We start from the raw sequence: 19,197 nt of genomic DNA on the forward strand, positions 1-19,197 counted from the left end.
AGATGAGTGAACGGACACAGGCGCCGGTTTATACCATACGCGGCATGAGGCTGCTGGGCTGGCGTAATATGGCACATGCACTGGATTATCTGCATACCGATACCGGGCTACGGCAGGGAACCCTGGTGGCGATTAACGCCGAGAAAATCCTGACAGCAGAACGCGATCCGCTGGTGCATGAGTTAATTAACGAGGCGGAGTTTAAGTACGCCGACGGCATCAGCGTGGTGCGCTCCATCCGCAAGAAATATCCCAATGCTGAGGTAAACCGGGTAGCCGGAGCCGATCTCTGGGAAGCATTGATGGCCCAGGCCGGTAGAGAAGGCACCCCGGTGTTTCTGATTGGCGGGCAGCCCCAGGTGCTGGCGCAAACCTGTGAACAGCTACGCAGCCGCTGGGGCGTGAATATTGTGGGTAGTCAGGACGGTTATTTTAAGTCCGAGTCGCGCCAGGCGCTGTTTGAACGGGTGCGGGACAGCGGTGCCCAGTTGGTTACCGTCGCCATGGGATCGCCGCGTCAGGAGATTGTGATGCGCGAGTGTCGCCAGGTGTATCCTCAGGCGCTCTATATGGGGGTAGGGGGAACCTATGATGTCTTTACCGGCCATGTAAAACGTGCCCCAAAAGGCTGGCAGAACCTGGGGCTGGAGTGGCTGTACCGGCTGGTCAGTCAGCCTTCCCGCATTAAGCGTCAGCTGCGTCTGTTGCGTTATCTTGCCTGGCATTACAGCGGCCGCCTTTGATTCTTATTCCAGCAGAGCCGGCATTCGCAGGCGGTTGCCGCTTCCCTTCCCGGCAATATCCGGTTTGCTATTTGGCAAAAAACAGGAAATCATGACGCCCGCCCGTCGGCCGCTACCTTGCGTGGTGACGGGAAAAGCGCACTCATCATAATAATAACCGGTGTGATACCGGGCTGATTGCAAACACCATTCGAGGGAACTATGGCTGAAAAGAAACCCGAGCTCCAGCGCGGCCTGGAAGCTCGACATATTGAATTGATCGCCCTTGGGGGCACCATTGGCGTAGGCCTGTTTATGGGGTCCGCAAGCACCCTTAAGTGGGCGGGTCCTTCCGTTTTGCTGGCCTATATTCTCGCCGGGATTTTTGTTTTCTTCATTATGCGCTCGATGGGCGAAATGCTGTTTCTGGAGCCGGTGACCGGCTCTTTCGCCGTCTATGCGCATCGCTATATGAATCCTTTCTTTGGCTATCTGACGGCGTGGTCCTACTGGTTTATGTGGATGGCGGTGGGGATTTCCGAAATCACCGCCATCGGCGTTTATGTTCAGTACTGGTTCCCTGAATTGCCCCAGTGGTTACCGGCATTGCTGGCCGTAGGACTGGTGGCGCTGGCCAATCTGGCGGCGGTACGGTTGTACGGGGAAATCGAGTTCTGGTTTGCCATGATTAAAGTGACCACCATTATTGTGATGATCGTGGTAGGGCTGGGCGTTATCTTCTTTGGTTTCGGCAATGGCGGTCATGCCACCGGTTTTGGCAATCTGACGGAGCACGGCGGTTTCTTTGCCGGCGGCTGGAAAGGTTTTCTGACCGCGCTCTGTATCGTGGTGGCCTCCTATCAGGGGGTGGAGCTGATCGGTATTACTGCCGGTGAAGCGAAGAACCCTCAGGTAACGCTGCGCAGCGCGGTAGGGAAGGTGCTGTGGCGTATTCTGATCTTCTATGTGGGCGCTATCTTTGTGGTGATCACCATCTTCCCGTGGAATGAGCTGGGTGATAGCGGCAGCCCCTTTGTGTTGACCTTTGCGAAAATCGGTATCACGGCGGCAGCCGGGATTATCAACTTTGTGGTACTGACAGCGGCGCTGTCGGGTTGTAACAGCGGAATGTATAGCTGCGGCCGGATGCTGTTTGCCCTGGCGAAGAATCGTCAGCTACCGTCCGGTATGGCGAAGGTGTCGAAGAATGGCGTGCCGGTTATGGGGGTGGCCGTCTCAATTGTAATTCTGCTGGTAGGATCGGGTCTGAACTACGTTATTCCTAATCCGCAGCGGGTATTCGTGTATGTCTATAGCGCCAGCGTCTTGCCGGGAATGGTACCCTGGTTTGTGATTCTGATAAGCCAGCTGCGGTTTCGCCGGGTACACCGTGAAGCGATGGCCAGCCATCCGTTCCGCTCGCTTTTTTTCCCGTGGTCGAACTGGTTAACCATGGCGTTTCTACTGTGTGTGCTGGTGGGGATGGGAATCAACGAAGATACCCGTATGTCGCTGATTGTCGGGGGACTGTTTCTGGCGGGGGTGACCCTGGCGTACCGGGTTTTTGGGCTTGGTCGCCATGTTGAATCGGTGAAACGGAACAGTTAATCAGCGTAGTGTGCAAAGCATAACCAAACGCGCATTTTATTAAAAAAACATATGGACAGCAGGACGCGAAGTCCGTAGTATTCCCCTCCGCAACGGCGCTACGCGCCCGTAGCTCAGCTGGATAGAGCGCTGCCCTCCGGAGGCAGAGGTCTCAGGTTCGAATCCTGTCGGGCGCGCCATTTAACCCAGGCGCTTGAGCTGCGGTGGTAGGATTATACCGCGTGAGAAAGAAATACAGTGGTGGCTATAGCTCAGTTGGTAGAGCCCTGGATTGTGATTCCAGTTGTCGTGGGTTCGAGTCCCATTAGCCACCCCATCTATTTAGTGGTTATGCGAAGGTGGCGGAATTGGTAGACGCGCTAGCTTCAGGTGTTAGTGTCCTTACGGACGTGAGGGTTCAAGTCCCTCCCCTCGCACCACACCCTGACTTCTTTCTGAACAAGAAGCAAAACGGCAGTATTTCGGCGAGTAGCGCAGCCTGGTAGCGCAACTGGTTTGGGACCAGTGGGTCGGAGGTTCGAATCCTCTCTCGCCGACCACTCCGCTTCGTGCGGAAGGCAGGCTTAAAGCCTGCTTTTTTGTTTTCTGCCCCCCTCTTAAATTTCTCCAGTGATTGTTTTATGCGCCGCATATCAGCGCGTGCTTCCGTCGTGGCGGCATTTGTCGTTGCATAACGACAAGATTGATTGTGGGTGTCGTCGAAGTAAGACATTTATTTTAATGATTTATAAAGACTATTCCCTGAATGCTGATAACTGTCTCCCTGGGGCGACAGTTTTATGTTGACCTTGAAGACAACATCAATGCTAATGGCGTGGCCCCTTGTATTTTAAGGGGTATTTGCACCTGGCATGATACGTGCAATAATTACAGGGTAGATGCTCATTCCCTTTCTTATGTTCGCCATCTGGCCTCATAAACCCTGGAATGATGCAGAGCCATTTGTGGTGCTTATCGTCCACCTGCAGATGTCGCAGCCTGGCTGCCTCATCAAACATCATGGACACAACGTTGAGTGAAGCACCTTTTATGTTGTCAAACAGACCTGTTTTAGTACCCGCCACTCCGGCGGGTATTTTTTTCTACTTCATACTTTGGGCTGCAGATGCATTGGCTGCGCTTACGCACCCCGGTCACATAGTGGGCTATGCTCCCGGGGACTTGCGCGCTTGCCGCCTTCCTGCAACCCAAATTATTTTGCAGAATCTGCTTCATACTTCAGGATGGGTCACAGGCAATAAAAAAGGCGACAACATGTCGCCTTTTTGATGTCTGACAAGGGTCAGATATCGGCCTCTTTTTTCAGCGACAGCAACAGGCCATCGCGGCGCATGGTTGCTGCCTCTTCAGGCATTTTCAGGCGATCCAGGGTATCGGCAAGCCAGGCGTAGTCGAAGGCATCGGGGCGCTGCTTCAGCGCGGCGCGGAAGGCCAGGCTGGCCTCTTTCCATTCGCCGTGCTTCATCAGCATCTGCCCCAGGGTGCTCCACAGCAGCGGACGATCTCCATGGGTCTTAATCTGCTGACGCAGGACTTTCTCCACCTCTTCCGGCGTTGCGGTCTTCAGGCGCGGCATCAGCATCACCAGGCGCTCGTCATACTGGCGCTTCACACCGTCCAGAATTATTTTCTGGGCCGTCTCGTGGTCGTCGCACTGAATCAGGTGTTCGGCCATTGCCACCTGCAGCATCGGCTGATGCCGGGTCTTACGGCTCTGATTTTGCCACCAGCGTTTCAGACCGTCGCTGCCCTGTTCCGCCATGGCCTGATCCATCAGCCCAATCCAGGCGCGTTCTTCCAGTGCGGCGCGGTGTGCTTCATCGCCCACGCCTGCTTTTTCCATCGGGTAGATGATGTCCAGCAGCGAACTCCAGGCGCTGGTACGGATATAAGCCTGTTCGGCCAGACGCAGCACCTCGGGATGGCGCGGGGCGATCTCCAGCAGCTTATCAATACCGTGTCGCGCGGCGTGATCCTCATTGCGTGCCAGTTGCAGGCGAACCCGGGTGATCTCTACTGGAATCGGGGAGTCTTCCGCCAGACTGGCCGCATTGTCGAGATACTGGCTGGCGCGGGCGTCATCGCCGCGCTGTTGGGCCGCTTCGGCGGCCAGCAGATAGTTAACCACCGGTTGCTCAGCGTGTTCAGCATGCTTAGACAGCAATCTTTCCACCTGCTGGTAGTCGCCTTCCGCCAGTTTGAGCAGCGCCTGGCTGGTCTGCTTACGGGCGCGCTTGCTCTTGCGACCCAGGAACCAGCCGCGGGTACGCGCACCGGTGCGGAAGATTCTCCGCAGTATCCACTCCACAATAAACAGCGCCGCGACCAGAACGAGCAGCATAATGGTCAGGGCGGTGATACTGGTCTCAATGTTCCAGCTTTCGGTCTGAATCAGTACGTATCCCTGATGGCCGGCAAAGATGGGACCGATAACGATCCCGGCGATCAGCAGCAGAAACAGCAGCAGAACTTTTATCATTGATTACTCTCCCTGCTGTTCTGTCTGGGATGCACTGTTCCCGGCTGCGGCTGGCTGACCGTTATCCGACGGCGCCATCTGATTACGGACCCGCTGGCGCATCAATTTTTCCAGCACCGGCTGGCTGGCGAGCGATTCGGGCAGTTCCATAGCGATACTCTGCTGGCTTAACGCATCCAGCTCGGCCAGAAAGCCTTTGGTCGCGGCATCGTTGGTATCGTAGTAAGCGCGTACCCAGGTGGCAACGGTCTCCAGCGACTGCTTGTAGACCTCGTCCTGGTGGCGCGGTACGGCCTGAGCCGCAACCAGCAGGCGGGAACGGATGTTCTCGCGCAGGTAGACATCCTGGTTCGGCGCCAGCAGCGGAACTTCGGTGGCGTCGCGACGGCGGATGGTAATAAAGCTGTCCATAAAGTTATGCCAGCTGCGGGTCAGATTCTGGCGCCATTCGCTCAGGGAGCCGGAAATCTCGCGGCTGTCGGCATCCATGGGAGCGTCATCGCTGTCGTTGTCGGCCAGACGCAGGTTATCCACCTGGTTAGACAGCTGGTTAACGCGCAGAATAATGCCGTCGAAATCGATTTGCGATACGCCGGACAGGCTGGCGATATCACTGTTCAACGCGCGACGTGCGGCGATCAGGCTGGGATCGTTCATTTGTCCAAGGCTGACGTCGGCGTTTTTCAGTAGCGCAGCGGCGGTCGCGACATCCTGATCGCTCCACAGCTTACGTCCGGCCAGTTTGACCAGGTAATCGGCTTCGGCCAGCAACCAGTTATTCGCATCGCCGCCAGTGATAGAGGCCATCTTTTCACGGGTCTCTTCCAGCGTTTTCGCCATGATCTGCTCACGCTGCTGTGCGGCGTCCAGACTGCTCTGCTGCTGCTGAAGTCGGGAATCCAGCTCGGTTTTTTGTTGCGCCAGCTGCTGCTGGAGGGCGGTGACCTGAGCGGCCAGGGTTTGGGTGCTGGCTGTCTGGCTGGCGGCCTGTCGTTTGTTCCAGGTATAGAGCCCGGCACCGGCAGCCAGAGCAATGGCGATAGCAATAACGCTGAGCGTAATGCCAACGCCCGTGCCACGTTTTTGCTTCTCCTGTGGCTGAGTTTGCACCGGCGTCTCCACGTCTGGCGTGGCTTCTTCAACCCTGGCGGAGGATTCTTTTGGTTCCGTCATTATTAGTCCCATTCTTCTCAGTGTTGTTGTCTACCCGTATCCTGCGGGCACCTTTATTTCGGGAAGAGCCCGATACGGCCCTTCAGGTTGGGCATAACGCGCGCAGCAGCGCATCGTTGTCGGCGTTATCTGCGATGCTGACATCCCGCCAGCCTGATTCTCTGGCATGGGTGGCCAGACGTTCACTGACAACAATTAGCCTGCAGTTCAGTAACCAGTTATTACGATACCATTCCGGCACCAGCGCGTAGAGCTGGCGCAGCATTTCGCCGCTGGTGACCACCAGGGTATCGATCTCCAGGTTTTGCCAGCGCCAGGCAACTTCCGCGCCATCATACTGTTTGGGGCAGCGCTGGTAGCATTCGCACAGCGTTACCTGAGCACCGCGCTGGCGTAGTGTATCCCCCAGTAGCTCACGCCCGCCGTTACCGCGTAGTATCAGCGCCTGCTTACCTTTTATATCTTGTAATTCAGGTAATTGTAGCAAGACTTCGCTGATTTCCCGATCGCGCGGATAATTTACCGGCAGACTACTGACTTTATGCAAGGCCAGCGCGCTGGAGCGACCAATGGAAAACCATGCCGCCTGCGCAGGCCAGCGCATGCTTTGCCGGGAAAGCGTGGCATGGGCATATTCCACCGCATGGCGGGAGAGAACAAAGGCAAGATCGCCCGGGCGCAGCGCGTTCAGATAGTCGGGTAGACGGGAAAGCTCACGACCCGGCGAAAATTCGATCAGCGGAAAACTCCAGGCCACCAGCCCCATCGCGCGCAGACGGCTGACTAAAGCCTCTCCGTCGGGGGAGGGGCGGGTGACCAGAATCCTCATGCAGGGGCATCTCCGTCATAGACATCGGCCAGGATCTCCCTGGCGCCGTTATCCAGTAGCTCTTCGGCAAGCGAGATCCCCATCGCTTCGGCATCTTCCGGGCGACCGCGACGTTCGCCGCGCACCATCTGCTTACCATCCGGCGAGCCGACCAGCGCCCGTAACCAAAGTTTACCGTCATGCAATTCAGCATAGCTGCCGATCGGTACCTGACAACCTCCTTCCAGGCGGGTGTTCATCGCGCGTTCGGCGGTAACCCGGATGGCGGTTTCTTCGTGGTTGAGCGGCGCCAGTAATTTGCGGGTCCAGGCATCGTCCAGCCGACATTCGATGCCAACGGCGCCCTGGCCTACTGCCGGTAGTGATTCTTCCGGCGTCAGGGGGCTGCGGATGCGTTCTTCCATCTCCAGGCGCTGCAGGCCCGCCACGGCCAGAATAATGGCGTCATAGTCGCCGGCATCGAGCTTACCGAGGCGGGTGCCGAGGTTGCCGCGTAGCGAACGCACGTTAAGATCCGGACGCTGTGCCATCAACTGACACTGACGGCGCAGGCTGGAGGTGCCCACATAGCTACCGGGCGGTAGCGCATCCAGGCTGGCATAGCGCCCGGAGACGAAGGCGTCGCGCGGATCGCCGCGCTCGCAGATCGTGACCAGGCCAAGCCCCGCCGGGAATTCTATTGGTACATCCTTCATGGAGTGCACGGCGATATCTGCGCGCTTCTCCAGCAGAGCCAGCTCCAGCTCCTTGACAAACAGTCCCTTGCCGCCCACTTTGGCCAGCGGCGTGTCGAGAATAATATCGCCGCGCGTCACCATTGGCACCAGCTCAACGCTGAGTCCTGGATGGCTCGCCTCAAGGCGCTCCTTGACATATTGTGCCTGCCATAGCGCCAGCGGACTCTGCCGGGTGGCAATTCTTAATACTTTGTCTACCATTGCTTGTTACCGTAATGATCGTCTGTTGACCATCCTATCATTGTTAGTGGAATGCTGTCAGTTTACGGTCAGGCTGGGGGAAAGGAGCGCAAAACTGATAACGGAAAATAAGCCGGGCTTTTGATGCTACACTTGGTGTAGTGCATCTTTCTTTACGGTCAACCGGCAAGGTGTTAAATTGATCACGTTTCCAGCAATTGTCCACCTGACTAACCATAAACATAACGGTGGCGAGCGGGACCGATCTTTTCAAAATACTGAACAATCAGGCGATACGTCTTGTACCTCTATATTGAGACTCTGAAACAGAGGCTGGATGCCATCAATCAGCTGCGCGTGGACCGCGCACTGGCAGCTCAGGGATCTGCTTTCCAGCAGGTCTATAGTCTGCTGCCTGGTCTGTTGCACTATCACCATCCGCTGATGCCGGGTTATCTCGACGGTAACGTTCCCTGTGGCATCTGCCTCTACACGCCTGATGAAACCCAACAGCATTACCTGAAACAGCTTGAAGAGCGTCGTGGGCTGCCGGAATTGCGGACACCGAACGGTGAACTGCCGATCACCGGTATCTACTCCATGGGCAGCACCTCGTCGGTCGGCCAGAGCTGTTCGTCGGATCTTGATATCTGGGTCTGCCACCAGGCCTGGCTGGATAACGAAGAGCGCCAGCTGCTGCAGCGTAAATGTAGCCTGCTTGAAAGCTGGGCCGCCTCAATGGGGGTGGAAGTCAGCTTCTTTCTGATTGATGAGAACCGCTTCCGCCATAACGAGAGCGGCAGTCTGGGTGGCGAAGACTGTGGTTCAACGCAGCATATCCTGTTGCTTGATGAATTTTACCGTACCGCGGTCCGAATGGCGGGCAAGCGTATTCTGTGGAATATGGTGCCGGTCGATCAGGAAGAGCACTACGACGATTACGTGATGACGCTCTACGCCCAGGGAGTACTGACGCCTAACGAATGGCTCGATCTGGGCGGACTGAGTTCGCTGTCTGCCGAAGAGTACTTCGGCGCCAGCCTGTGGCAGCTCTATAAGAGCATCGACTCGCCTTATAAAGCGGTGCTGAAAACGCTGCTGCTGGAGGCATACTCCTGGGAATACCCCAATACCGGCCTGCTGGCGGAAGATATGAAGCAGCGCCTGCATGACGGTGAGATTGTTTGTTTTGGTCTGGATCCCTACTGCATGATGCTGGAGCGGGTCACGCACTATCTGACCCAGATAAACGATGAGGCGCGGCTGGATTTGGTGCGCCGCTGCTTTTATCTGAAGGTGTGTGAAAAATTGACCCGCGAGCGGGCCTGTGTGGGCTGGCGTCGTGAAGTGCTGACTCAGTTGGTGAAAGCCTGGGGTTGGGATGAAACGCGGCTGGCGATTCTGGATAACCGCGCTAACTGGAAGATCGATCGGGTGCGTGAAGCGCACAACGAACTGCTCGATGCCATGATGCAGAGCTACCGTAATCTGATCCGTTTCGCGCGCCGTAATAATCTGAGCGTCAGCGCCAGTCCACAGGATATTGGCGTACTGACCCGTAAGCTTTATGCGGCCTTTGAGGCGCTGCCGGGCAAGGTCACCCTGGTGAACCCGCAGATCTCGCCGGATCTTTCAGAGCCTAATCTGACTTTTATCTATGTGCCCCCAGGCCGCGCCAATCGCACCGGTTGGTATCTGTACAACCGCGCGCCGAACATGGACTCGATTATCAGCCATCAGCCGCTGGAGTATAACCGTTACCTGAATAAGCTGGTGGCCTGGGCCTGGTTCAACGGGTTGCTGACTTCCCGAACCCGGCTGTTTATTAAAGGCAATGAGGTGTGTGACCTGCCGAAGCTGCAGGAGATGGTGGCGGATGTTTCCAGCCACTTCCCGTTGCGTCTGCCTGCGCCTACGGCCAAAGCGCTGTACAGTCCCTGTGAAATTCGTCACCTGGCGATAATCGTCAACCTGGAATATGACCCGACGGCGGCATTCCGCGATCGGGTCGTGCATTTTGACTTCCGTAAGCTGGATATTTTCAGTTTTGGTCAGCAACAGCAGTGCCTGGTGGGCAGCGTCGATCTGCTGTACCGCAACTCCTGGAATGAGGTGCGAACCCTGCACTTCAACGGCGAGCAGGCGATGATTGAGGCGCTGAAAACCATCCTTGGCAAAATGCATCAGGATGCTGCGCCGCCGGATAGCGTAGAGGTTTTCTGTTACAGCCAGCATCTGCGCGGTCTGATCCGCACCCGGGTTCAGCAGCTGGTTTCGGAATGTATTGAGCTGCGTCTGACCAGTACCCGTCAGGAAGCCGGGCGTTTCAAAGCGCTGCGGGTGGCGGGCCAGACTTGGGGACTGTTCTTTGAACGCCTGAATGTATCGGTCCAGAAACTGGAAAATGCCGTAGAGTTTTACGGTGCGATTTCCAATAACAAACTGCACGGACTGTCGATGCAGGTCGAAACGCATCACGTACAGCTACCGTCGGTGGTGGATGGTTTTGCCAGCGAAGGGATTATTCAGTTCTTCTTTGAAGAGAGTCACGACCGGGAAGGCTTTAACATCTATATTCTGGATGAGAGTAACCGGGCTGAAGCCTATCATCACTGCGAAGGCAACAAAGAGGAGCTGGTGCGCGACGTTAGCCGCTTCTACTCTTCTTCCCACGATCGCTTCACTTACGGCTCAAGCTTTATCAACTTCAATCTGCCGCAGTTCTACCAGATTGTGAAGGTGGACGGGCACCAGCAGGTGATCCCTTTCCGCTCCCAGTCCGTCCGGACGGCGACGGCATCGGTTCCGCCTGAGGATGATTCCCGTACGCCGCCAGCACCGCCGCTGGTGCAGCAGTATCAGTCCTGATTAAAACGCACTGCTTCGCCTGCCTGGGCAGTGCAGGCTTCTTCCAGTAACTTCCAGAACGGCTCGCCGCTGCGATCGCAAATCCAGGTATCGCCCTGTCGCGAGAAGTGGTAGCCGCCCGCTTTGGTCGCCAGCCACACTTGATGCAGCGGCTCTTGCCGGTTAATAATGATTTTGCTGCCGTTTTCAAAACTCAGTGTCAGCACGCTGCCGTTAATCTCGCAGTCGATATCGCTGTCGCCGTCCCAGTCGTCCAGATGCTCTTCAATCGTTCTCCAGAGACCGTCGGCCAGGCGGTGAAATTCGCTGTCATTCATATTCGCTTTCCGTTTTGTGTACTGTCGGCAGTATAAGAGGAATGACCGATGATAGAAACCGCCTGACGTTATACCTTGCCAGTAAAAGGGTGTTGCTTTTCAGTGGTCACCTGCGATGATAGACAGCAGAACGTATAAACGACAGGCACCCAGGAATGAAAAAGATTTTCTGTCCGCTGGCCGTAGGGCTGGCACTGTTTACCCTGACGGGCTGTGGCCTGAAGGGGCCGCTCTATTTTCCTCCGGAAGAGAAAAAAGCGACTGAAAACCCCCAACAAACCGCGCAGCCGCAGCAGGAAGAACAGACGATCCAGTCCACCGTTCCCGATCGCAACGATCGCGCAACGGGCGATGGTCCGACCCAGGTTATCTACTGATTAATGTCGTCACCGCGCTAAATGGAGCAGAGAATGCAGTTTTCCAAAATGCATGGCCTTGGCAACGACTTTATGGTCGTCGACGCGGTAACGCAGAATGTCTTTTTCTCCCCTGAGCTGATCCGCCGTCTGGCGGATCGTTATCTGGGTGTGGGGTTCGATCAACTGCTGGTGGTGGAACCCCCCTACGATCCCGATCTCGACTTTCACTATCGGATCTTTAACGCAGACGGCAGCGAAGTGGCTCAATGCGGCAACGGCGCTCGCTGTTTCGCCCGTTTCGTGCGCCTGAAAGGGTTGACCAATAAGCGGGATATCCGGGTCAGTACCGCCAAAGGACGCATGGTACTAAGCGTTACCGAGAACGAGCTGGTGCGGGTCAATATGGGCGAGCCGGATTTCGAGCCTGCCCAGGTGCCGTTTCGCGCCAATAAAGCGGAGAAAACCTACATAATGCGCGCCGCCGAACAGACGGTGCTGTGTGGAGTGGTCTCCATGGGCAATCCCCATGCGGTCATTCCGGTGGATGATGTGGATAGCGCGCCGGTTGAAATCCTGGGACCGGCGATGGAGAGCCATGAACGCTTTCCCGAACGCGCCAACATCGGCTTTATGCAGGTGGTCAGCCGTCAGCACATTCGCCTGCGGGTGTATGAGCGTGGCGCTGGCGAAACCCAGGCCTGCGGCAGCGGCGCCTGTGGGGCGGTCGCAGTCGGAATTCAACAAGGTTTATTAAACGAACAGGTACGTGTCGATCTGCCCGGCGGGCGGCTCGATATCGCCTGGAAAGGGCCCGGTAATGCACTGTACATGACCGGGCCGGCGACCCATGTTTACGATGGATTCATACACCTATGAAGAACGCCGGTGAACAGCAGGAGAGCCTGACGGAACTGGACGACAGCGCGGTAAGCGAATACCTGTTGCGCCATCCTGATTTCTTTATTCGCAATGCCCACCAGGTCGAACAGATGCGGGTGCCGCATCCGGTGCGCGGTACCGTGTCGCTGGTGGAGTGGCATATGGCCCGGGCGCGCAACTATATCGGCCAGTTGGAACAGAACATCGGCCTGCTGATGGAGCAGGCCAGCGTCAATGAAGGGCTGTTTTCCAGCTTGCTGACCCTGCAGGCAAGGTTGGCTTCCGCCGACAGCCTGGAGGAGCTTCTGAATCGCCTGCATCGCTGGGCGCGGGAGCTGGGGCTGGCGGGCGCCCATATCCGACTCTTCCCCGAACGCTGGCGCATTGGCGCGCCGTCCAGCTTTACGCATCTGGCACTTAATCGGCAGGCGTTTGAGCCGCTGCGTATTCAGCGCTTTGGCGATGAGCGCCACTATCTGGGGCCGCTAAATGGCCCTGAACTGCTGGTGATGCTGCCTCAGTCGATGGCCGTAGGCTCGGTGGCGATGTCCCTGATGGGGCGCGATGGCGATCTCGGCGTGGTGATCTTTACCAGTCGCGATCCCCAGCATTACCAGGCCGGGCAGGGAACGCAGCTGTTACAGGCGCTGGCGCAAATGCTGCCCGCAGTGCTTGAGCGTTGGATAGAACGGCTGTGAGCTTGCAAAACGGCGTCGATAGCTTCCTGCGCTACCTGAAAGTGGAGCGCCAGCTTAGCCCTATGACGTTACTCAATTATGGCCGCCAGTTGGAGACTGTTGTCCGGATGCTGGAACAGCGCGGTATCCACGAATGGCCGCGCTGCGATGTTGCCGCCGTACGCTCACTGGCGGTCAGCAGTCGTCGTGATGGTTTACAGGCCGCCAGCCTTGCGCTGCGTCTGTCGGCCCTGCGTAGCCTGCTGGACTGGCTGGTGGGTCAGGGGGTATTGTCCGCGAACCCGGCCCGGGGCGTTCAGGCGCCGAAAGCGCCACGCCATTTGCCGAAGAATATCGAAGTGGATGACGTTAACCGTCTGCTGGAGATCGACATCAACGATCCGCTGGCGGTGCGCGACCGGGCGATGCTGGAAGTGATGTACGGCGCCGGACTGCGTCTTTCCGAACTGGTGAATCTGAACCTGAAAGATCTGGACCTGGCCAGCGGCGAGGTCTGGGTGGTGGGGAAAGGAAGCAAGGAGCGGCGCCTGCCCATTGGCCGCAGCGCCGTCACCTGGATCGAGCACTGGCTCGATCTGCGGGAACTGTTCGGGCCGGAAGATGACGCGCTGTTCCTGGCGCGCCAGGGTAAACGTATCTCTACCCGCAATGTGCAGAAGCGCTTTGCCGAATGGGGCGTGAAACAGGGATTGAATGCGCACGTGCACCCTCATAAACTGCGCCACTCTTTCGCGACCCATATGCTGGAGTCGAGCGGGGATCTGCGTGCAGTACAGGAGCTGCTGGGGCATGCCAACCTCTCCACCACCCAAATCTATACCCATCTCAATTTCCAGCATCTGGCCGCGGTTTATGATGCCGCCCATCCACGGGCCAAACGGGGGAAACACTGATGCATTTTTATCGTCCACTGGGACCCATCGCGGCGTTAACCTTCGATCTGGACGACACGCTTTACGATAACGGCCCGGTGATTCAGCGCACCGAGCAGGAGTCACTGGACTTTATCCGCCGTTACCACCCGGAACTGAACAAACTTTCCGGGCCTGCGTTCCTGCAACTGCGGCAGCAACTGCGCCAGGAAGAGCCGGATATTTTTCACGACGTGACTCGCTGGCGCTGGCGCGCCGTTGAACGCCTGATGCGTCAGGCGGGGCTGGCGCCGGAAGCGGCCGCCCGGGGGGCCGACGCTGTGATGGAAAACTTTGCTCAGTGGCGCAGTCGCATTGATGTCCCCCAGGAGACCTTTGATACTCTGGCGCGACTGGCGGAAAAGTGGCCGCTGGTGGCTGTCACCAATGGCAATGCCGATCCTGAACTATTCGGGCTGGGGGGATATTTCCAGTTTGTACTGAGGGCTGGACCAGACGGTCGCGCTAAGCCCTTTGCCGATATGTACCAACTGGCGGCAGACAAACTGGCGCTGGCACCGGAACAGATTCTGCACGTGGGCGATGACCTGACCACCGATGTGGCGGGGGCGATTCGCAGCGGCGTTCAGGCCTGCTGGATCAACCTTAATCAGCGCTCGCTGATGCGGGCCAGCGATGCCCGATTGCTGCCGCACCTGGAAATTTCGCGGTTGGCATCCCTCACCGCGCTGATATAATTCAGCCAGCTCTGTATAAAAATCCAGGGGTCTGCGGACCTTCTTCCACTATTTCGGCGGTGCCAATGGACGTTTCTTACCTGCTCGACAGCCTCAACGATAAACAGCGCGAAGCCGTGGCCGCATCGCGCAGCAATATGCTGGTGCTGGCCGGGGCAGGTAGTGGTAAGACCCGCGTTCTGGTGCATCGCATCGCCTGGCTAATGACGGTGGAAAACTGCTCGCCGTACTCCATTATGGCGGTGACCTTCACCAACAAGGCGGCGGCGGAAATGCGCCACCGTATCGGTGAGCTGGTAGGTACCAGTCAGGGGGGCATGTGGGTCGGTACCTTCCACGGCCTGGCGCACCGTCTGCTGCGCGCCCACCATATGGATGCCGGTCTGCCCCAGGATTTTCAGATTCTGGACAGTGAGGATCAACTGCGGCTGCTTAAGCGCCTGATTCGCGCCATGAATCTGGATGAAAAGCAGTGGCCGCCGCGTCAGGCGATGTGGTACATCAACGGCAAAAAGGATGAGGGGCTGCGCCCGCAGCATATCGAAAGCTATGGCAACCCGGTGGAGCAGACCTGGCAGAAGGTCTATCAGGCCTATCAGGAAGCCTGCGATCGCGCCGGGCTGGTGGATTTCGCTGAGCTGCTGCTGCGAGCCCACGAGCTGTGGTTGAACAAACCGCATATCCTTAACCACTACCGCGAACGTTTCACCAATATTCTGGTAGACGAATTCCAGGATACTAACAGCATTCAGTACGCCTGGATCCGCCTGCTGGCGGGCGATACCGGCAAGGTGATGATCGTCGGCGATGACGATCAGTCCATTTACGGCTGGCGTGGTGCCCAGGTGGAAAATATCCAGCGCTTTCTGAATGATTTCCCGGGCGCTGAGACCATTCGTCTGGAGCAGAACTATCGCTCCACCAATACCATACTGAGTGCGGCTAACGCCCTGATCGCCCATAACGCCGGACGTCTGGGGAAAAACCTCTGGACCGATGGCAGCGATGGTGAACCGATCTCTCTCTACTGTGCCTTTAACGAGCTGGATGAAGCCCGCTTTGTGGTCAACCGGATCAAGGCCTGGCAGGAGGGGGGCAGCCCGCTCAGCCAGTGCGCCATCCTGTATCGCAGCAATGCCCAGTCGCGCGTGCTGGAAGAGGCGTTACTGCAGGGCAGTATGCCTTACCGTATCTACGGTGGAATGCGCTTCTTCGAACGCCAGGAGATTAAGGATGCGCTCTCCTATCTACGTTTGATCGCCAACCGTAACGATGATGCGGCCTTCGAGCGAGTGGTTAACACCCCGACCCGCGGCATTGGCGATCGTACCCTGGACGTGGTGCGTCAGACCGCCCGCGACAGTCAGCTGACGCTGTGGCAGGCCTGCCGCCAGCTGTTGCAGGCACGCTCTCTGGCTGGCCGCGCCGCCTCGGCGCTGACGCGTTTTATGGAGCTGATTGACGCCCTGGCCCAGGAAACGGCGGATATGCCGCTGCACGTTCAGACTGACCGGGTTATTAAAGACTCCGGGTTGTGGATCATGTACGAGCAGGAGAAGGGTGAGAAAGGCCAGACCCGAATTGAAAACCTGGAGGAACTGGTCACGGCGACGCGCCAGTTCAGCTATCAGGATGAGGACGAAGATCTGCTGCCGCTGCAGGCCTTCCTTTCCCATGCCGCGCTGGAAGCGGGTGAAGGTCAGGCGGACACCTGGCAGGATGCCGTACAGCTTATGACCCTGCACTCAGCCAAAGGGCTGGAGTTCCCGCAGGTCTTTATTGTCGGGATGGAAGAGGGGATGTTCCCGAGCCAGATGTCGCTGGATGAAGGCGGCCGTCTGGAAGAGGAGCGTCGACTGGCCTATGTGGGGGTGACCCGCGCCATGCAGAAACTGACCATTACTTACGCTGAAACTCGCCGTCTGTACGGTAAAGAGGCTTATCACCGCCCGTCGCGCTTTATCGGCGAACTGCCGCCGGAGTGCGTGGAAGAAGTCCGGCTGCGAGCCACCGTCAGCCGCCCGGTCGCGGCCCAGCGTACCACCACGCCGCTGACCAGCAACGACACTGGCTACACCCTGGGCCAGCGCGTTCGCCACCCGAAATTCGGTGAAGGGACTATCGTTAATCTGGAAGGCAGCGGGGAACACAGCCGCATTCAGGTGGCCTTTCAGGGGCAGGGGATTAAATGGTTGGTTGCAGCCTATGCGCGCCTGGAGACGGTATAAATCCGTCTGTTGACGCTTTGTTGAGGCTGGCGTAACATGCGCGCACGATTATAACTTATGAGGACATTCGCCTTGGACACACCCAGTCGATACTGGCTCAATCACCTGGTATCCAGGTACAACTCCTAAGGCTTTCCTCATATGCTGATGGCCTTAGCGGTTGTCGGCGACCCATTATTCCTCCTGTCGCTCTGAGTCAGTCACGTTGAATGGTCATGTCGTGACCGTTTCTGTGTGCCCTGCGAACCTGTCCTGATTTTCTGCATTGGGAGTTCTGGTCATGCTGAGCGCATTTCAACTGGAAAAAAACCGTCTGTCCCGTCTGGAACTGGATGAGGATGCCCCCCTGAACAACTCCGTCTGGGTCGATCTGATCGAACCGGAAGACGAAGAGCGTCAGCGTGTACAGACCGAGTTGGGCCAGAGTCTGGCCACCCGCCCGGAACTGGAAGACATTGAAGCATCGGCACGTTTCTTTGAAGACGAAGACGGCCTGCACATCCACTCCTTCTTCTTTTATGAAGATGCCGAAGACCACGCCGGTAACTCGACGGTGGCCTTCACCATTCGCAACGATCGCCTGTTCACTCTGCGCGAGCGCGAACTGCCCGCTTTCCGACTCTACCGCATGCGCGCCCGTAACCAGCAGATGATGGATGGCAACGCTTACGAACTGCTGCTGGATCTGTTCGAAACTAAAGTGGAGCAGTTGGCGGATGAGATAGAAAACATCTACAGCGATCTGGAAAAGCTAAGCCGCGTCATTATGGAAAAGCGGCAGGGCGATGAGTTTGACGAGGCGCTCTCCACCCTGGCGGAGCTGGAGGATATCGGCTGGAAGGTGCGGCTGTGTCTGATGGATTCCCAGCGCGCCCTGAACTTTCTGGTGCGTAAGACGCGGCTGCCGGGGAACCAGCTGGAACAGGCGCGCGAGATCCTACGCGATATCGAATCCCTGCTGCCGCACAATGAGTCGCTGTTCCAGAAGGTGAACTTCCTGATGCAGGCGGCCATGGGCTTTATCAATATCGATCAGAACCGCATCATCAAGATCTTCTCGGTGGTTTCGGTGGTGTTCCTGCCGCCGACCCTGGTGGCATCCAGCTACGGGATGAACTTCGAATTTATGCCGGAGCTGCACTGGAGCTTCGGTTATCCAGGAGCGATTGTGCTGATGATTCTGGCGGGGCTGGCGCCATATCTTTACTTCAAACGTAAAAACTGGCTGTAAGCGTTTCAGGCATAAAAAAACCGACTGGTGAGGTCGGTTTTTTTATTTTCCCGGTGTGAAGCTGGTAACTCTGGCCGGGGTGAGACCGCATTCATCTAACAACTGAGCGCAGCACTGTGACAGGCAATGTAAGGGTAAGCGGTGATTGCTCACTCCATCATGGAGAAAAGCGGGTGATTGATAAAGCAATCATCGTTCTGGGGGCGCTTATTGCGCTACTGGAGCTGATTCGTTATTTGTTGCTGTTGTTCTGACGATAGCGGAAACGTAACTAAGGGCAGGAAGCCACCACTTCCTGCCCTTTAACATTTCAGATTGCTGCACTCTTACGCAACCTTCCCTGGGTGTAGATGGCGTCCATAATAAACAGCGCCAGCGCGGCCCAGATAAAGGCGAAGGTGACCATCTTATCGGCCCCTGGTGTTTCGCCGTAGAACGTCACCGCCAGCAGGAACATCAGGGTAGGGCCGATATACTGGAAGAAACCGAGCGTCGACAGCCGCAGGCGCGTGGCGGCGCCGGTAAAGCACAGTAGCGGCACGGTGGTCACAATGCCTGCCGCTATCAGTAACAGGTTCAGCGACAGAGAGTTATTGCCCATATGGCTGGTGGGGCTGTCGGCAAAGCCAAACAGATAGACTGCAGCGACCGGCAGCAGCCACAGCGTTTCGATCAGCATACCGGCACTGGCATCCACGGCTATCTTTTTACGCAGCAGCCCATAGAAGGCGAAGCTGAACGCCAGCCCCAGGCCAATGATGGGCAGTGAGCCGAAACTCCAGAGTTGCACCAGCACGCCGCAGACCGCCAGCAGCACTGCCAGCCACTGCATACGGCGAAAACGCTCTCCCAGAAACAGCATGCCCAGCAGCACGTTCACCAGCGGATTAATAAAATAACCGAGGCTCGCTTCCAGCATGTGGTGATTATTCACGGCCCAGATAAACAGCAGCCAGTTACCGCCGATCAGCACTGCCGTTAACGCCAGGCACAGTGCTTTTACCGGGGTTTGCGCAATAGCACGTACTTTCTTCCACTGGCGGCCCAGCGAAACCAGCGCCACCATAAAGAAAAATGACCAGATAACGCGGTGCGTCAGAATCTCGTCGGCCGGAACATAATCGATAAACTTAAAATAGGCCGGGGCTATTCCCCAGATAAAATAAGCGGCAAGGGCCAGTATAACCCCAAGCCGCGTCTGTTTCGCATCCATAACCAACCCTGAAGAAAAAATCGGCGCCGAAAAAGGCACCAGAAGGATCAACACCATATAAGCCGAT

General features: G+C 57.0%; 18 protein-coding genes and 4 tRNA genes. 16 read left to right on the plus strand and 6 right to left on the minus strand.

The window, feature by feature from the left end; genetic code table 11:
• Nucleotides 1-2: 2 nt before the first annotated feature.
• From wecG to FEM41_RS06640, 6 genes are all read left to right on the plus strand, one after another.
• Nucleotides 3-743 carry a lipopolysaccharide N-acetylmannosaminouronosyltransferase gene (gene wecG, locus FEM41_RS06615; protein ID WP_138095235.1) on the plus strand — a complete coding sequence of 247 codons (741 nt, stop codon included), beginning with the start codon at nucleotides 3-5 and terminating at the stop codon, nucleotides 741-743.
• Nucleotides 744-944: 201 nt separating this feature from the next.
• A complete protein-coding gene (gene thrP / locus FEM41_RS06620) occupies nucleotides 945-2,330 on the plus strand; it encodes a bifunctional threonine/serine APC transporter ThrP (protein ID WP_138095236.1) in 1,386 nt (461 codons plus the stop codon).
• Between the two features lie 102 nt (nucleotides 2,331-2,432).
• Nucleotides 2,433-2,509, plus strand: a tRNA-Arg gene (locus FEM41_RS06625).
• Nucleotides 2,510-2,570: 61 nt separating this feature from the next.
• Nucleotides 2,571-2,646: transfer RNA gene (locus tag FEM41_RS06630), tRNA-His, on the plus strand.
• 16 nt (nucleotides 2,647-2,662) lie between these two features.
• Nucleotides 2,663-2,749: transfer RNA gene (locus FEM41_RS06635), tRNA-Leu, on the plus strand.
• A 43-nt stretch (nucleotides 2,750-2,792) separates the two neighbouring features.
• Nucleotides 2,793-2,869, plus strand: a tRNA-Pro gene (locus tag FEM41_RS06640).
• 743 nt (nucleotides 2,870-3,612) lie between these two features.
• On the opposite strand, the gene hemY is transcribed toward FEM41_RS06640, so the two are convergent.
• The 4 genes from hemY to hemC all read right to left on the minus strand — a co-directional run bounded on the left by hemY (nucleotide 3,613) and on the right by hemC (nucleotide 7,749).
• On the minus strand, nucleotides 3,613-4,809 hold the full coding sequence (gene hemY / locus FEM41_RS06645; protein ID WP_138095237.1) for a protoheme IX biogenesis protein HemY: 1,197 nt from the start codon (nucleotides 4,807-4,809) through the stop codon (nucleotides 3,613-3,615).
• 3 nt (nucleotides 4,810-4,812) lie between these two features.
• The gene (hemX, locus tag FEM41_RS06650) at nucleotides 4,813-5,982 is read right to left on the minus strand and encodes a uroporphyrinogen-III C-methyltransferase (RefSeq protein ID WP_138095238.1); all 1,170 of its coding nucleotides are present in this window, start codon (nucleotides 5,980-5,982) and stop codon (nucleotides 4,813-4,815) included.
• Between the two features lie 82 nt (nucleotides 5,983-6,064).
• The gene (gene hemD, locus FEM41_RS06655) at nucleotides 6,065-6,811 is read right to left on the minus strand and encodes a uroporphyrinogen-III synthase (protein ID WP_138095239.1); all 747 of its coding nucleotides are present in this window, start codon (nucleotides 6,809-6,811) and stop codon (nucleotides 6,065-6,067) included.
• Entirely contained in the window at nucleotides 6,808-7,749 is a 942-nt protein-coding gene (gene hemC / locus FEM41_RS06660) for a hydroxymethylbilane synthase (protein WP_138095240.1), read from the minus strand. The genes hemD and hemC overlap by 4 nt, the downstream gene beginning before the upstream one ends.
• Before the next feature lie 279 nt (nucleotides 7,750-8,028).
• On the opposite strand from hemC, the gene cyaA reads away from it, so the two are divergent.
• Nucleotides 8,029-10,596: a class I adenylate cyclase gene (gene cyaA, locus FEM41_RS06665; RefSeq protein WP_138095241.1), complete on the plus strand. Its 2,568-nt coding sequence runs from the start codon at nucleotides 8,029-8,031 to the stop codon at nucleotides 10,594-10,596.
• On the opposite strand, the gene cyaY is transcribed toward cyaA, so the two are convergent.
• On the minus strand, nucleotides 10,587-10,913 hold the full coding sequence (cyaY, locus tag FEM41_RS06670) for an iron donor protein CyaY (RefSeq protein WP_138095242.1): 327 nt from the start codon (nucleotides 10,911-10,913) through the stop codon (nucleotides 10,587-10,589). The genes cyaA and cyaY overlap by 10 nt on opposite strands.
• A gap of 155 nt (nucleotides 10,914-11,068) precedes the next feature.
• Between cyaY and lptM the strand changes: the two genes are divergently transcribed.
• The 9 genes from lptM (at nucleotide 11,069) to dinQ (ending at nucleotide 18,171) form a co-directional block, all read left to right on the plus strand.
• Nucleotides 11,069-11,290, plus strand: coding sequence for an LPS translocon maturation chaperone LptM (lptM, locus tag FEM41_RS06675; RefSeq protein ID WP_138095243.1), 222 nt, complete (start codon nucleotides 11,069-11,071; stop codon nucleotides 11,288-11,290).
• Nucleotides 11,291-11,323: 33 nt separating this feature from the next.
• Complete coding sequence (gene dapF, locus FEM41_RS06680) at nucleotides 11,324-12,148, plus strand: diaminopimelate epimerase (RefSeq protein ID WP_138095244.1); 825 nt, start codon at nucleotides 11,324-11,326, stop codon at nucleotides 12,146-12,148.
• A complete protein-coding gene (locus FEM41_RS06685) occupies nucleotides 12,145-12,849 on the plus strand; it encodes a DUF484 domain-containing protein (protein WP_138095245.1) in 705 nt (234 codons plus the stop codon). Before dapF ends, FEM41_RS06685 begins: the two co-directional genes overlap by 4 nt.
• Nucleotides 12,846-13,742 carry a tyrosine recombinase XerC gene (gene xerC / locus FEM41_RS06690; protein ID WP_138095246.1) on the plus strand — a complete coding sequence of 299 codons (897 nt, stop codon included), beginning with the start codon at nucleotides 12,846-12,848 and terminating at the stop codon, nucleotides 13,740-13,742. The genes FEM41_RS06685 and xerC overlap by 4 nt, the downstream gene beginning before the upstream one ends.
• Nucleotides 13,742-14,458 carry a 5-amino-6-(5-phospho-D-ribitylamino)uracil phosphatase YigB gene (yigB, locus tag FEM41_RS06695; RefSeq protein ID WP_138095247.1) on the plus strand — a complete coding sequence of 239 codons (717 nt, stop codon included), beginning with the start codon at nucleotides 13,742-13,744 and terminating at the stop codon, nucleotides 14,456-14,458. The genes xerC and yigB overlap by 1 nt, the downstream gene beginning before the upstream one ends.
• A gap of 65 nt (nucleotides 14,459-14,523) precedes the next feature.
• Nucleotides 14,524-16,686, plus strand: coding sequence for a DNA helicase II (gene uvrD / locus FEM41_RS06700; RefSeq protein ID WP_138095248.1), 2,163 nt, complete (start codon nucleotides 14,524-14,526; stop codon nucleotides 16,684-16,686).
• A 57-nt stretch (nucleotides 16,687-16,743) separates the two neighbouring features.
• Complete coding sequence (gene ysgD, locus FEM41_RS25145; RefSeq protein ID WP_421805413.1) at nucleotides 16,744-16,815, plus strand: YsgD/CorL family protein; 72 nt, start codon at nucleotides 16,744-16,746, stop codon at nucleotides 16,813-16,815.
• A gap of 151 nt (nucleotides 16,816-16,966) precedes the next feature.
• Complete coding sequence (gene corA / locus FEM41_RS06705; protein ID WP_138095249.1) at nucleotides 16,967-17,917, plus strand: magnesium/cobalt transporter CorA; 951 nt, start codon at nucleotides 16,967-16,969, stop codon at nucleotides 17,915-17,917.
• Between the two features lie 173 nt (nucleotides 17,918-18,090).
• Nucleotides 18,091-18,171 (plus strand): damage-inducible type I toxin DinQ, encoded by an 81-nt coding sequence (dinQ, locus tag FEM41_RS06710; protein ID WP_138099129.1) that lies wholly within the window; start codon nucleotides 18,091-18,093, stop codon nucleotides 18,169-18,171.
• A 56-nt stretch (nucleotides 18,172-18,227) separates the two neighbouring features.
• Here dinQ and rarD read toward each other — a convergent pair whose 3' ends face one another.
• Complete coding sequence (gene rarD, locus FEM41_RS06715; protein ID WP_138095250.1) at nucleotides 18,228-19,130, minus strand: EamA family transporter RarD; 903 nt, start codon at nucleotides 19,128-19,130, stop codon at nucleotides 18,228-18,230.
• Between the last annotated feature and the right edge of the window lie 67 nt (nucleotides 19,131-19,197).

It is taken from the genome of Jejubacter calystegiae (genome assembly GCF_005671395.1).
GTDB lineage: Bacteria > Pseudomonadota > Gammaproteobacteria > Enterobacterales > Enterobacteriaceae > Jejubacter > Jejubacter calystegiae.

What these genes read in the sequence shown, in the direction of transcription:
- wecG (WP_138095235.1), top strand. Translation starts at nt 3, where the DNA reads ATGAGTGAACGGACACAGGCGCCGGTTTATACCATACGCGGCATGAGG.
- thrP (WP_138095236.1), top strand. Translation starts at nt 945, where the DNA reads ATGGCTGAAAAGAAACCCGAGCTCCAGCGCGGCCTGGAAGCTCGACAT.
- hemY (WP_138095237.1), bottom strand. Translation starts at nt 4,809, where the DNA reads ATGATAAAAGTTCTGCTGCTGTTTCTGCTGCTGATCGCCGGGATCGTT.
- hemX (WP_138095238.1), bottom strand. Translation starts at nt 5,982, where the DNA reads ATGACGGAACCAAAAGAATCCTCCGCCAGGGTTGAAGAAGCCACGCCA.
- hemD (WP_138095239.1), bottom strand. Translation starts at nt 6,811, where the DNA reads ATGAGGATTCTGGTCACCCGCCCCTCCCCCGACGGAGAGGCTTTAGTC.
- hemC (WP_138095240.1), bottom strand. Translation starts at nt 7,749, where the DNA reads ATGGTAGACAAAGTATTAAGAATTGCCACCCGGCAGAGTCCGCTGGCG.
- cyaY (WP_138095242.1), bottom strand. Translation starts at nt 10,913, where the DNA reads ATGAATGACAGCGAATTTCACCGCCTGGCCGACGGTCTCTGGAGAACG.
- lptM (WP_138095243.1), top strand. Translation starts at nt 11,069, where the DNA reads ATGAAAAAGATTTTCTGTCCGCTGGCCGTAGGGCTGGCACTGTTTACC.
- dapF (WP_138095244.1), top strand. Translation starts at nt 11,324, where the DNA reads ATGCAGTTTTCCAAAATGCATGGCCTTGGCAACGACTTTATGGTCGTC.
- FEM41_RS06685 (WP_138095245.1), top strand. Translation starts at nt 12,145, where the DNA reads ATGAAGAACGCCGGTGAACAGCAGGAGAGCCTGACGGAACTGGACGAC.
- yigB (WP_138095247.1), top strand. Translation starts at nt 13,742, where the DNA reads ATGCATTTTTATCGTCCACTGGGACCCATCGCGGCGTTAACCTTCGAT.
- uvrD (WP_138095248.1), top strand. Translation starts at nt 14,524, where the DNA reads ATGGACGTTTCTTACCTGCTCGACAGCCTCAACGATAAACAGCGCGAA.
- corA (WP_138095249.1), top strand. Translation starts at nt 16,967, where the DNA reads ATGCTGAGCGCATTTCAACTGGAAAAAAACCGTCTGTCCCGTCTGGAA.
- rarD (WP_138095250.1), bottom strand. Translation starts at nt 19,130, where the DNA reads ATGGATGCGAAACAGACGCGGCTTGGGGTTATACTGGCCCTTGCCGCT.